This window comes from Brachybacterium endophyticum (genome assembly GCF_003130585.1).
Taxonomy (GTDB): domain Bacteria; phylum Actinomycetota; class Actinomycetes; order Actinomycetales; family Dermabacteraceae; genus Brachybacterium; species Brachybacterium endophyticum.
The window spans coordinates 41,220-54,148 of the sequence record NZ_QFKX01000002.1 but is presented as its reverse complement, the minus strand read 5'-3'; the positions used below and the strand labels follow the sequence as shown (position 1 = coordinate 54,148).

General features: G+C 71.1%; 11 protein-coding genes and 1 tRNA gene. 11 read left to right on the top strand and 1 reads right to left on the bottom strand.

The window, feature by feature from the left end; genetic code table 11:
- Positions 1–156: 156 nt before the first annotated feature.
- From DEO23_RS04700 to DEO23_RS04680, 5 genes are all read left to right on the top strand, one after another.
- Entirely contained in the window at positions 157–1,914 is a 1,758-nt protein-coding gene (locus DEO23_RS04700) for a sodium-dependent transporter (RefSeq protein ID WP_109274882.1), read from the top strand.
- Positions 1,914–2,024, top strand: coding sequence for a methionine/alanine import family NSS transporter small subunit (locus DEO23_RS04695; RefSeq protein WP_109274881.1), 111 nt, complete (start codon positions 1,914–1,916; stop codon positions 2,022–2,024). Before DEO23_RS04700 ends, DEO23_RS04695 begins: the two co-directional genes overlap by 1 nt.
- Positions 2,025–2,155: 131 nt before the next feature.
- Positions 2,156–2,240: transfer RNA gene (locus DEO23_RS04690), tRNA-Ser, on the top strand.
- A gap of 193 nt (positions 2,241–2,433) precedes the next feature.
- Positions 2,434–3,723 carry an acyl-CoA dehydrogenase family protein gene (locus DEO23_RS04685; RefSeq protein ID WP_109274880.1) on the top strand — a complete coding sequence of 430 codons (1,290 nt, stop codon included), beginning with the start codon at positions 2,434–2,436 and terminating at the stop codon, positions 3,721–3,723.
- Positions 3,724–3,743: 20 nt separating this feature from the next.
- Complete coding sequence (locus DEO23_RS04680) at positions 3,744–4,208, top strand: OsmC family protein (RefSeq protein WP_109274879.1); 465 nt, start codon at positions 3,744–3,746, stop codon at positions 4,206–4,208.
- Between the two features lie 231 nt (positions 4,209–4,439).
- Here the strand turns inward: DEO23_RS04680 and DEO23_RS04675 are convergent, their stop codons facing one another.
- The gene (locus tag DEO23_RS04675; RefSeq protein ID WP_109274878.1) at positions 4,440–6,524 is read right to left on the bottom strand and encodes a S9 family peptidase; all 2,085 of its coding nucleotides are present in this window, start codon (positions 6,522–6,524) and stop codon (positions 4,440–4,442) included.
- Between the two features lie 129 nt (positions 6,525–6,653).
- Between DEO23_RS04675 and DEO23_RS04670 the strand changes: the two genes are divergently transcribed.
- The 6 genes from DEO23_RS04670 (at position 6,654) to DEO23_RS04645 (ending at position 12,929) form a co-directional block, all read left to right on the top strand.
- The gene (locus DEO23_RS04670) at positions 6,654–7,661 is read left to right on the top strand and encodes a hypothetical protein (protein ID WP_133249834.1); all 1,008 of its coding nucleotides are present in this window, start codon (positions 6,654–6,656) and stop codon (positions 7,659–7,661) included.
- Between the two features lie 142 nt (positions 7,662–7,803).
- Positions 7,804–8,958 carry an LLM class flavin-dependent oxidoreductase gene (locus DEO23_RS04665; RefSeq protein ID WP_109274876.1) on the top strand — a complete coding sequence of 385 codons (1,155 nt, stop codon included), beginning with the start codon at positions 7,804–7,806 and terminating at the stop codon, positions 8,956–8,958.
- A 71-nt stretch (positions 8,959–9,029) separates the two neighbouring features.
- Complete coding sequence (locus DEO23_RS04660; RefSeq protein ID WP_109274875.1) at positions 9,030–9,770, top strand: CE1759 family FMN reductase; 741 nt, start codon at positions 9,030–9,032, stop codon at positions 9,768–9,770.
- A 51-nt stretch (positions 9,771–9,821) separates the two neighbouring features.
- Positions 9,822–10,685: an SMP-30/gluconolactonase/LRE family protein gene (locus tag DEO23_RS04655; RefSeq protein WP_109274874.1), complete on the top strand. Its 864-nt coding sequence runs from the start codon at positions 9,822–9,824 to the stop codon at positions 10,683–10,685.
- Entirely contained in the window at positions 10,678–11,937 is a 1,260-nt protein-coding gene (locus tag DEO23_RS04650; RefSeq protein ID WP_109274873.1) for a hypothetical protein, read from the top strand. The genes DEO23_RS04655 and DEO23_RS04650 overlap by 8 nt, the downstream gene beginning before the upstream one ends.
- A complete protein-coding gene (locus DEO23_RS04645; RefSeq protein ID WP_109274872.1) occupies positions 11,934–12,929 on the top strand; it encodes a Sir2 family NAD-dependent protein deacetylase in 996 nt (331 codons plus the stop codon). Before DEO23_RS04650 ends, DEO23_RS04645 begins: the two co-directional genes overlap by 4 nt.

The window sequence follows — 12,929 nt, the reverse complement described above, 5'->3', positions numbered from 1 at the left end:
TGCCCGGGTGACCGCGTGCTGGGCGGGAGGTGCCCGGAACGCCCCGATCCTCTAGGGTCTGCCCCCAGTACCGGGGCCACACGCGTTCACGCACGCCCCTCCGGGCCGTCGTCCGGCCCTGCCCAGATCCCCCTTCTCGACCGTGGAAGGCATGCCATGTCATCCTCCCCCGCCCCGGCGGACCAGCAGAGAACGCGCGCGAACCGCGGCGCGTTCTCCGGGCGCTCCGCCTTCATCTTCGCCGCCATCGGCAGTGCCGTCGGCCTCGGCAACATCTGGCGCTTCCCGGCCGTCGCCTACGAGGGCGGCGGCGGGGCGTTCATGATCCCGTATCTGGTCGCGCTGCTCACCGCGGGCATCCCGCTGCTGTTCGTGGACTACGCGATCGGGCACCGCTGGCGCGGCTCGGCTCCCCTCGCCTGGCGCCGCCTGAAGCGCTGGACCGAGTTCATCGGCTGGTGGCAGGTGCTGATCTGCGTGATCATCGGCGGCTACTACGCCCTGATCATCGCCTGGTCGCTGAACTACATGGTGTTCTCCGTGAGCCAGAAGTGGGGGGACGACGCCGAGGGCTTCTTCTTCGGCGACTTCACCAAGTCCCTGCAGGGCACCGACGTGTCGATCGGCTTCGACTACGTGGGCCCGGTGCTGCTGACGATCCTGCTGGTGTGGGTCGCCGTGATCATCACGCTGGCGCTCGGCGTGGAGAGCGGGATCGCCAAGACCTCGATGATCTTCATCCCGCTGCTGGTGGTCATGTTCGTGATCCTGGTGGTGCGCGCCCTGTTCCTTCCCGGCGCGATCACCGGCCTGAACGCCCTGTTCGAGCCGAACTGGGCCGCGCTGACCAAGCCCAGCGTGTGGATCGCGGCCTACGGCCAGATCTTCTTCTCGCTCTCGGTGGCCTTCGGCATCATGCTGACCTACGCCTCCTACCTCAAGAAGAAGACCGACCTCACCGGCTCCGGCCTGGTGGTCGGCTTCGCCAACTCGAGCTTCGAGATCCTCGCCGGCATCGGCGTGTTCTCGGCACTGGGCTTCATGGCGCAGGCCCAGGGCGTGAACATCCAGGAAGTCGTCACCGACGGCATCGGCCTGGCCTTCATCGCCTTCCCGACGATCATCTCCCAGGCCCCCGGCGGCGCCCTGATCGGCGTGCTGTTCTTCGGGTCGCTGGTGCTCGCGGGCTTCACCTCGCTGGTCTCGATCATCGAGGTGATCGTCTCGGCGGTGCAGGACAAGTTCGGCCTCTCCCGTATCCCCGGGACGCTCGTGGTGCTGCTGCCGATGGCTATCGGCTCCACCCTGCTGTTCCCCACCACGATGGGGCTCGCGCTGCTGGACACGCTCGACAACTTCGTGAACTCCTACGGGATCGTCGGCGCCGCCCTGGTGTCCACGATCGCGCTCGGATACATCATCCGAGGCCTACCCACCCTGCGGGACCACCTGAACTTCAAGGGCACCTTCCGGCTCGGCACGGGGTGGGAGACCTGCGTGAAGGTGATCGCCCCGCTCGTCCTGGGCGTGACGATGATCCTCTCGATCGTGGAGCTGCTGTCGGCCGACACGGCGTACTCCGGGTACCCGAACTGGTTCGTCAACGTGTTCGGCTGGGGCATGGCGATCGCCCTGGTGATCGTCGCCATCGCCATCTCTCTGCTGCCGTGGCCCGCGGGCTCGAACAAGGACCGCCCGGACTCCGACGGCGATTCGATCGCCCCGCCGGTCGTCACCGACGCGGTCCTCACGTCACCGGGCACCGTGCTCGAGGTGACGCCCGGCGGAGCACCCGCCACCCCGCAGGAGCTGCGCTCGCCGCAGGTCTCCGGCAGCGCTGACGGCGCTGCGGCCGGGAGCAGGGACCAGGCGCTCGCCACGGGCGCCCTGCGCGAGACGGAGGGAGGGAACTGATGTCGGCATCGGCCATCGTCATGCTGTGCGTCGCGATCGTCACCGTCTGGGGCGGTCTCGCGGCGGCGGTCGTGAACATCGTGAGGCATCCGGAGGAGCCCGAGGACTGAGCGCGGGGGCGGTGCCGCAGCGTGGCGCCGCCCCGTCGGCCGGTCCGGGTGTGACATGCACCCGGCCGGGCCGACGCCGGCTCGCACCACCGGAGGCCCTCCGGTAGTGTGTCTCCTGCTCTACGAGCAATGGAGGATTCGCATAGCGGCCTAGTGCGCACGCCTGGAACGCGTGTTGGGTGAAAGCCCTCGGGGGTTCAAATCCCCCATCCTCCGCCCTGGGAACGCCCCTGATCCGCGAGTTCGCGGATCAGGGGCGTTCTGCATGTGCGCGGAGGGCCCGCGGAAGAACTCCCGCGACGCCGTGCGACCCCGCACGAACTCATAAGTCCCAGCAGGCGCGCCCTTAAGCAGCCCTATGTAGCGTGCGGCCGGAAGCACCGACCGCACGCCACGAAGGAGCTGACCCATGACCACGACCGCCACGTCCAGGACCGCGCCTCCCACGACCGCTACCGACGCCGCCGACCCGTCGGCCGCGACCGGCACGCCCTCGCCCAGCTGGCCGGAGCACCCGACCACCGCCGAGGGCTGGCTCGAGCGGGCCCAGGAGGTCTCCGACCTGCTCGCGCTCGACGCGGTCGAGCGAGACCGCGCGAACGAGAGCCCTTTCCAGGAGGTCGCGCTGCTGAAGGCCGCGGGGCTGGTGACATTGCTGGGGCCGCCGGAGTTCGGCGGAGGCGGCCAGACCTGGGAGACCGCGTACACGGTGGTGCGCACCATCGCGCGCGGCGACGGGTCGATCGGCCAGCTGCTCGGATACCACTACCTGTGGTTCTGGACCGCGGAGCTGGTCGGCACCGACGAGCAGCGCGCCGCCTTCGCCCGGTCGGCGACCGAGGGGACGTGGCTGATCGGCGGTGCGGTCAATCCCCGCGACGACGACCTCACCGTCGCCGACGAGGGGGACGAGCTGGTCTTCAACGGCCGCAAGTCCTTCTCCACGGGCGGCGTCGTCTCGGACGTGACGATCCTCGAGGGAGTCCTGCAGGGCACCGACGACCACGTCTTCACCGCCGTGCCGACCGACCAGGAGGGCATCGTCTTCGCGGGCGACTGGGACAACCTGGGACAGCGCCTCACGGAGTCGGGATCGGTGCGCATCACCGATGTCCGCGCCCCCTGGTCCGACGCGCTCGGATACGTCGACAAGACGTTCCACGGCAGCGTCTACGCCACGCTGAACGTGCCCGCGATCCAGCTGGTCTTCGCGAACTTCTACCTGGGCATCGCCGAGGGGGCTCTCGAGCGGGCCACCGCGTACACACGGGAGAAGACCCGCCCGTGGCCCTTCGGCGGGGACGACAAGGACTCGGCTGACCAGGAGTGGTACATCCTCGAGGGCTACGGCCGCCTGCAGTCGACGCTGTGGGCCGACGCATCCCTCATCGACCGCACGGGCGCCGCGATCAGCGAGATCCTGCACGCCCCGCGCGAGCAGCTCACCGAGCGCCGGCGCGGGGAGATCGCCGTGCAGGTGGCCGCCTCCAAGCTGCGGATCGTCGAGGACGGCCTCGAGGTCACCTCGAGGATCTTCGAGCTCACGGGCGCCCGGGCCTCGGCGAACTCCGTGGGCCTGGACATCTACTGGCGGAACCTGCGCACGCACTCCCTGCACGACCCGCTGCCCTACAAGAAGCGGGAGGTCGGCGAGTACGCGCTCGCGGGACGTGTCCCGGAGCCGACCTGGTACACGTGACCCAGGATTACCCTGGCGTCATGGCGGAACCACCTGCACAGTCCCCGGCCGATACGACCTCCGAGAAGTACACCCGCACCCTCTACACGGCGCGGGTGGAGAACATCGGCGGCACGGCCGGGGAGGTCCGCGTCGAGAACGGGCCGACGATCCCCACCGGCGGCCCCTCCCCCGACGCGACGGGCAGCAACCCCGAGCAGTTCCTGGCGATGGCGTGGAGCACGTGCCTGGGCGAGACCCTCAAGGCCGTGCTGCGGGAGCAGCGGATCGACGCCGCGACCCACGTGCACGTCGAGGTCGGCCTGCATCGCGACCCCGCCGGCGGCTTCCGCTTCGCCCCGCGCGCCCTGGTGGCCATCGAGGACCTCCCGGAGGACGAGGTTCGCCGGCTGGCCGAGGCCGCGCATGCGCGCTGCCCCGTCTCACGGCTGCTCTCGCGCGCCGACTCCGGCGTCCTCGAGGTCGTCCCGCCGCCCGGGACCTGAGCCGACGGCGCCCACCGCTCCATCTCCCTAGGAAACCGACAGCCCGTGTTCAGCCCCTGCCCGGGTGTGCGGGGTTGAGTGGTCCTCACGTGATGCCGGAGCGGCGAGTCACTGAGGAGGACTCCCCGCCATGACCGGCTCACGGGGGAAAGGGATGGCCCCGGCCCGTGGGGACGGGCCGGGGCACTTTCCTGTTCAGCCCCGTGTTCCCGTTGAGCCCCCTGCTCCTGTTCAGCCCAGCGTCGCCGGGCGTTCCCATTCCTCACCGCGCACGTGCTCGTCGAGGAACCCCAGGAAGGTCTCGTACCAGACCTGGGCGTTGCCGCGCCCCGCCACCCAGTGCCCCTCGTCGGGGAAGTACAGGTAGCGGTGGCGCGTGCGGCCCTCGGCGTCGCGCGGGGTCGCGGAGAACTCGTGCAGGTCGTACCAGAGCGCCTGGCCCTGGGCGATCGGCACCCGGTAGTCCTTGTCGCCGTGGATGACGAGCATCGGCACCACGATGTCGGCCACGAAGTCGCTGGGATTGAAATGCTTGTTCTGCTCGCGCATCGGCCGCTCCCAGCCGGCGTTGTCCGTGGTCCGGCCCATGGTCGCGGTGTCCCACAGGGAGGCGTGGGTGACCACGCAGCGGAAGCGGTCGCCGGTGTGCCCGGCGACCCAGTTGGCCATGTAGCCGCCGTAGGAGCCGCCCGCGAACGCGGTGCGCTCGGCATCGATGTCCTCGCGGCCGACGGTCACGTCGGTCAGCGCCATGATGTCCGTGAATGGCGCCCCTCCCAGCTCGTGCTGACCGCGATCGATCATCGCCTGCCCGTACCCGGTGGAGATCGCGGGATCCGGCAGCAGCACCGCGTACCCGGCGGCCACGAACGGGTTCGGGTTCCACCGGTAGGTCCACGCGTTCCACGACCCCCAGGGGCCGCCGTGCGCGAAGACGACCAGCGGGTGCGGCCCCTCTCCCTCGGGCAGCCGCAGCCAGGCACGCAGGTCGGTGCCGTCCTCGGCCTGCGCGGTGACCTCGGTGAGCGTCCCGCTGCGGGCGGGGGCGCCGGCGGGGTTCGGCAGGTCCTGGAGCGCGCCGGTCGCAGGGTCGATCCGCACCGGGTGCGGGGCGACCGCGATCCCGGAGGCGCTCGCGATCACGGCGCCGTCGGTGACCGAGAGCGAGCCGAAGGCGAGTTCCTGGTCGGGGCCGCCGACGAGTCGTCGCGGCGCGGCATCGTCGATCCCGCCGATCCACACGGAGCCGCGCCCCTGGTCGTCCCCCGCGCCGACGAGCGTGCTCTCGTCGATCCAGACCGGCTCGGGGTCGCGGTCGAGATCCGGCCACAGCTCCCGGCTCTCGAGGGTCGCCAGGTCGAGCACCTCGATCCAGCCCTGTGCGGAGGCCGTCTGCGTCCAGGTCTGCTCTCGAGCGATGATCGCCGCGGAGCCGTCGGGGCTGAACTCGCCGGGCCAGTGCTCGACCTCGCTGGTGCCTTCGCGCACGAGTGTCGGCGCCCCGCCACCCACCAGGTCCAGTAGGTACAGATGCCCCACGGCCAGGCGGTCCTCGACCGAGTCGGTCATCGTGACCAGCGCGTGCCGGCCCTGGCGATCGGCCGTCCAGGCGGTCAGGCGTCCCGGCGGCATCTCCAGGTGGCGGAAGTGCAGGACCTGCTTGCGGGGCTCGTCGGAGGTCTCGGGGGCGTTCTCCGAGATCTCCTCCGCTTCCGCGCCGGCCTCCGTGGCCGCCGAGGCGCCCGGCGGGAGCGTCGCCTCGGCGCGCTGGAGATCGTCGGGGAGCGTCGCGACGGCGAGCACGCTGCGCATCGGCCCCAGGTCGTGGTCCCAGAAGCGGGTGGGGAAGCCGCTGTGCAGGGCCGCGGTGACCTTGGCCTTCTCCCGAGTCGCCGCGAGTCGCGCGTGGGCGGCCTCATCGGTCGCCTGCGAGTGGACCTCGAGCTCGGCGACCAGCAGGCCCTCGGCCAGGTGCAGACCCCCGAAACCACCGGGACGGGCGGCGATCTCCCGGGCCTCGCCGCGCGCCGGCAGCGCCCAGAGCTGGGCGTCCTCGGCCTCGTCGCCGTCCTCCCCCACGCGCTTGGCGGTGAACAGGGTGGTGCCGTCCTCGGCGAGGGCGAGGGAACCGACGGAGGCGCTGCCCCGGGTCAGCGGCAGCAGGGCCCCGTCCACCATCTCGACGAGGGAGGTGCGGTAGGCGGTGCCCTTCGCATCCGGGGCGGAAACCGTGGCGACGATCCTCCCGCCCGGGGTCGTGGTCAGTCCCGCGAGCCGGCGGGCGTCCAGCAGCTCTTCGATGCTCCGATGCGTCATGACCAGCCATCCTGCCACCGATCCTCGCGTCCGGGGCGGGAACGCTGGGTACCCTGTCCCCAGGGCGTCGACGGGGCGTCCCACTGACCGAGCGAGCGCGTCGCCCCCGGGGGCGCGGACGGGAACGCCATGACGCAGGGTCCAGGACCAGGGCAGCAGCAGTCACGACGACCCGGGTGGGCGTGGGCCGCCGTGGCCTGTGGATGCCTGGCGCTGCTGCTGGTCGCCGCCGGCGGCGGCACCCTGGCCTTCGTGCTCGGCACGAGACCCGACCGCGACGCCTCGCCCAGCACCTCCACCTCCGCGGGCAGCTCCTCGAGCACGAGCACGTCGTCCTCGGAGTCGAAGCCGCCGGAGACGGCTCCCGCGTTCAAGGTCATCACGCCGCTGGACGAGGTCTCGCTCAACGAGGACGGTCTGCGGCAGGTGATGGAGACGAATCCCCTCACCGAGGGCACCCTGCCGGCGGGCGATGCGTGTGAGCTGCCCACACCGACGAAGAAGCTGTCCGGCGATCAGCTCGAGGAGTTCCTGAACACCGGGAGCGGGTGCCTGGCCTCGGTCTGGGGCGAGGCGAGTTCTCAGCGCTCCCTGCCCTGGGACACCCTGGACGTGGTGGTCTACGACTGGCCCCACGTCCCGACCTCGGAGTGCAGGAAGGACTCCTTCGAGAAGGACTATCCGCGGGTCTGCAACCTCGACGGCAAGATCTACTGGCCCTCCGACTACGGCGCCTCCTTCGACGCCAAACATCCCGGGGACCTCGCTCCGCTGCTGCTGTGGGACCTCGCGTTCGTCCAACAGAACACGCTCATGTGGCAGTCGTCGGTGGGGCTGTACTACCAGCACCTCGAGGACGCCATCGGTGACGACGCCGAGAAGAAGGACGACGCCTCGCGCCGCTACCTCCTGCAGAACGCCTGCATGGCGTCGGCCGCGGTGATGCAGCTGCCCGAGGGGTCCCGCCCCTCGACGGATCTCCAGCAGCGTCGGGCGGAGCGGCAGAACCGCGACCCCGATCAGAAGCCCTCGATCCAGGAGAGCACCGTCGACGCGTGGACGGCCACGGGGGCGGAGAGCGACGGCGACCTGTCGGCGTGCAACACCTGGAAGGCCGAGTCCTCGCAGGTCGAGTAGACGAGAAATCGGACGTGTGTCCCCTCGGCGACCCGATGCCCGCGCGGGGAGCGGGTGTGGCCCGGGACCCACGGGGCTTGTCGTCGGCCGCGAAGTAATTTATATTTGAACTATCTTGCGGCAGCACCCCGAGGAGGACCCCATGCAGTTCGGAATCTTCACCATCGCCGACATCACCCCCGACCCCACCACCGGGCGCATCCCCACCGAGCACGAGCGGCTCGAGCTGATGGTGGAGGAGGCCGAGCTCGCCGAGCAGGTGGGCCTGGACGTCTTCGCCCTCGGCGAGCACCACAACCCGCCGTTCGTGACCTCCTCCCCCACCACCACGCTCGCCTACATCGGCGCGCGCACGAAGGACATCATCCTGTCCACGGCGACCACGCTGATCACCACGAACGACCCGGTCAAGATCGCCGAGGACTACGCGATGCTCCAGCACCTCACGGGCGGGCGCGTGGACCTGGTGATGGGCCGCGGCAACACCGGCCCGGTGTACCCGTGGTTCGGCAAGGACATCCGCAAGGGCCTCGAGATGGCCATCGAGAACTACGACCTGCTGCACCGGCTGTGGCGCGAGGACGTCGTGGACTGGCAGGGCGAGTTCCGCACGCCGCTGCAGCAGTTCACCTCCACGCCCCGGCCTCTCGACGGCGTCCCGCCCTTCGTCTGGCACGGCTCGATCCGCTCCCCGCAGATCGCCGAGCAGGCCGCGTACTACGGCGACGGCTTCCTGCACAACAACATCTTCTGGCCCATCCAGCACACCCGCCAGATGGTCCAGCTGTACCGCGAGCGCTACGAGCACTACGGCCACGGGAAGGCCTCGCAGGCGATCGTCGGGCTCGGCGGGCAGGCGTTCATGCGCCCCAACTCCCAGGACGCCGTGCGCGAGTTCCGCCCCTACTTCGACAACGCGCCCGTCTACGGCGGAGGCCCCTCGATGGAGGACTTCACCGCGCAGACCCCGCTGACCGTCGGCTCCCCGGAGCAGGTCGTCGAGCGCTACCTGACCATGGCCGACGAGGTGGGCGACTACCAGCGCCAGCTGTTCCTCATGGACCACGCGGGCCTGCCGCGGAAGACGGTCCTCGAGCAGATCGAGATGCTGGGCACCGAGGTCGTCCCCGTGCTGCGCCGGGAGCTGGACGCCCGCCGCCCGGCCGACGTGCCCGAGGGACCCACGCACGCGGCGCTGGTCGCCGCGCGCGAGGCCGAGAAGGGTGCGTTCGACCAGGCCTACCGCTTCGAGACCGGGGACAACTGGACCGGGCTGCGCGCCGAGGACCGCGCCTGAGGGAGAGCGCCCCCGGTCCCGGGCCCCGGCCCCACTCATCCATCCGCCACCACTGCTCGAAGGAGGACCTCGTGACTCGCACCTACCGCATCCTCACCCTGACCGCGGGGCTGTCGACCCCCAGCTCGACCCGCATGCTGGCCGACCAGCTGACGTCGGCGGCGTGCGCCGCGATCGCACGGACCGGCGACGAGGTCACCACCTCCACGATCGAGCTGCACGAGCACGCCCACGACCTCACCGATGCGCTGGTCTCGCACTTCCCCGGCGAGCGCCTGCGCCCCGTCGTCGAGGCGATCCGCGAGGCCGACGCGGTGATCGCGGTGACCCCGATCTTCAACGTCGGCCCGTCGGCCCTGTTCAAGCTGCTGATCGACGCGCTCGACAAGGACCTGTGGCACGGCAAGCCCGTGCTGCTCGGCGCGACCGCCGGCACCGCCCGCCATTCGCTGGCCCTGGACTACGCGATCCGGCCGATGTTCTCCTACCTGCGCGCCGAGATGGTGCCGACGGCCGTGTTCGCGGCCTCCACCGACTTCGGCGGCGCCTCGGCCTCGGAGTCCGCACAGGACTCGCTCGCCGATCGCGCACAGCGCGCCGCCCGCGAGCTGGTCTCGATGCTCGGCGCCGGGATCGGAGCGGGCGCCGAGCACGCCGATCACAGCGGTTCGACCGATGCCGGCCAGGACGGCGCGGCAAGAGACCCGGAGAGCGGCGAGACGGACACCGATCCCGAGGGCACCCCCACCACCCCTGCACGGGACGCCGAGTTCGAGGACTTCGTCCCGATGGGACGGCTCCTGGGCCGCTGACCTCCTCGCGCCGATAGCCTGGCACCGACCACGCTTCGACCAGGAGGACCCATGGACGCCGTTCGCCTCACCGATTCCCTCTGCTACCACGCCGAGGGGCCGATCTGGTCCGAGAGCTGGGGCGATGGCGGGGCGCTGCGCTGGGTCGACATGCTCGCCGGGGACTACCTCGAGCTCGACCCCGCGAGCGGAGGCATCACCCGCACCGCGACGGGCAGCCCCGTGGTCGCCTGTGTGCGTCCGCGCCGGGGTGGGGGCGCCGTGCTCGCCCTCGAGAAGGGCTTCGGCCTGCAGGACCCCGACGGCTCCATCACTCCCCTGGCGACGCTCTGGGACGGGCCGGTGCGCATGAACGAGGGCACCACCGCGCCCGACGGCACCTTCTGGTGCGGCTCGATGGCCTACGACCAGGCGACAGGGGCCGCGCGCATGTGGCGCCTGGGCACCGACGGGGAGGCGACGGCGGTCTGGGATGACCTGACCATTTCCAACGGCCTCGTCTTCTCCCCCGATCACAGCCGTGCCTACTACGTCGACACCCCCACCGAACGCGTCGACGTCCTGGACTGGGACGAGCAGGCCGGGCTCATGGACCGGCGGCCCTTCGCGGATCTGCACAAGGAGGACGGCCACCCCGACGGCCTCACCATCGACACCGAGGGCCGCGTGTGGGTCGCGATGAACGGTGCCGGCCGCGTGCTGGGCCTCGATGACGGCGGTGCGGTCGCCGAGCGCATCGAAGTGGGCGCCCGCCAGGTCACCGCCTGCACCTTCGGCGGGCAGGACCGCGCGACGCTCTACATCACCACCAGCCGCGAGAACCTCGCGCCCGACGACGACCCGGCGGCGGGATCCCTGTTCGCGGTCGAGCCGGGGGCGCGGGGGCTGGCCGACGAGCTGGTGTTCGGTGGGTGAGGGTGAGGGCGCGGGCGAACCGTCCGTGAAGGGCGACGCCGCCTCCGCCCCAGAGCCAGGAAGCAAGGCGCGAATCGCGAACGAAGCCGGCGTCGTCTCCGCACTCACTCGCGGCCCGCGTGGGCTGCGCACGCTGCTGGAGTTCGCGATCCGCAGTGAACAGGCGGCTCTACGTCACCCGGACTCGATCGGGCCCCTGGATCACCTCGTCGACGACGCATCACACCACCGTGACGACAGCAGCGTCGCGATGCTCTACACCTCTGATGGCAGACGAGCGATCGCTCCCCCGCCACCGGATCCTCCGCTCGCGCGGATCGCCGAGGCAGTCGACGACATCCCGCTCGCGGAACCGATGGAGCACCTCCTGCGTCGCTGCGTCGCCGACGCCGTGACCACGGCGCGCTACTGGCAGGGCATGGACGGTCGCGACGTCGTCGCCGCGACTCCTCCCGTGCGCGAGGCGCTCATCAGGGTCGCGGAACACCTCGCGTCCTCACCCGTGGTGCAGGCGTGGTTCGACGATGCCGATCCAGGACGTCAGCACCTGACGAGATGGGACGGGGAAGAGCCGACGACGATCCATGACCCGCCGGGGTACGAGGAGAACGCACGGCGCGCGCTCCTCGAGCAGCGTGCCGATTGGGATTCCTCGCTCACCGGAGGTTCGGGCATCTGGTGGACGACTCCGTCACCCCGCCTCGAGAGCACCACCGGTCAGTTCTCCGACGGCGCCCCGATGCGACTCTGGCTGGAAGAGGACGACTTCGGGTACGAGTCCGCGGACGCGCAGCGCATCGCCACGACACAGGGTCGGCGGATCCTCGAGGTGCGCTCGCAGCAGGATTGGGTGGATCTCTGCCGCCGACATCCTCTCGAGCCGAGGCGGGGCCGTCGGGGGAACTGGCACGCATGCACCGGAGAGGCCGGCCCGTGGATGATGCCGGACTGGTCGTCGGTCGCCGAGGTGGCTGACGGAGCGCACCTGAGCCTCGGCGCCTACCTCGACCTCGCCGGGCGTGCTGTCCCTGTCGAGGGCATCACTGCTCGCCACACTCGTCTGGGACGCCCCCGCACCGCACTCACCCTCGTCGCCGGCTGGCACCCCGATGCGACCTACTGGTTCCACGATCCGCCCGCACCGGTCGGCGATCCCGAACCGTGGCGCTTCGTCGACACCGACGACGGGCCGGACGGTCTCGAATGGATGCGCGCGGGTGACGCCGGCGGATTCCGGACGGTGGGGTCATGAGCGCCGGCCGCGCCGGGCCCGCGGCGGACGTCGGCCGCTGGTTCTCCACCGGTGCCCGCGAGCCCGCGCACGCTCATGTGCGCGAGCATCCGTGGGGCCCGGACGACCCCTCGCTCTACGGCCTGCTGAGCACCCCGGAGGAGGTCCTGCACGCGCTCGACCTGCTGCGGGGCCGCCCTGTCGCCGTCCTCACGGGCGCCGGCCTCTCCACCGAGTCGGGGCTGCCGGACTACCGGGGCCCGAAGGCCGTCCCGCGCACACCGATGACCTATCAGGAGTTCGTGGGTTCGGACCTCTCCCGGCGTCGCTACTGGGCGCGATCGACCGTCGGCTGGACCCAGTTCGGCAAGGCCCTCCCGAACCGCGGGCACCGCCTGCTCGCGCGCCTCGCCGCACCGATGGACCTGACCGGCGTGATCACCCAGAACGTGGACCGCCTGCACGAGCAGGCGGGATCGGCCCCCGTCGTGGACCTGCACGGCCGTCTCGACCTGGTGCGCTGCCTGGACTGCGACCGCACCATCGGCCGCCATTCCCTGCACGCGCGGCTGCTGGAGATGAACCCGGACATCGCCGAGCGACTCGAGGAGCTCGCCCGGGACGCCGCGCAGGCGCCCGACGGCGATGCCGAGGTGGACCGCACCAGCCGCTTCCGCTACCCGCCGTGCTCCCTGTGCGGAGGGATGCTCAAGCCCGACGTGGTGTTCTTCGGCGAGAGCGCGCGCCGCGAGGTCGTCGCCGACGCGTTCGCGCTCCTCGACCGCTCGGCCGCGCTGCTCGTGCTCGGCTCGAGCCTGACGGTGATGTCGGGGCTGCGCTTCGCCCGGCGGGCCATCGCCGAGGGGAAGCCTCTGGTCATCGTCAACGACGGCCCCACCCGGGCCGACGACCGCGCGAGCGTGCGTCTTCACGGGCGGGTGAGCGACGTGCTCGGCGCGTGGGCGCTCGAGCTCGGCGTGGACGAGCATCATCACCACAGCGCACCGGCCTGA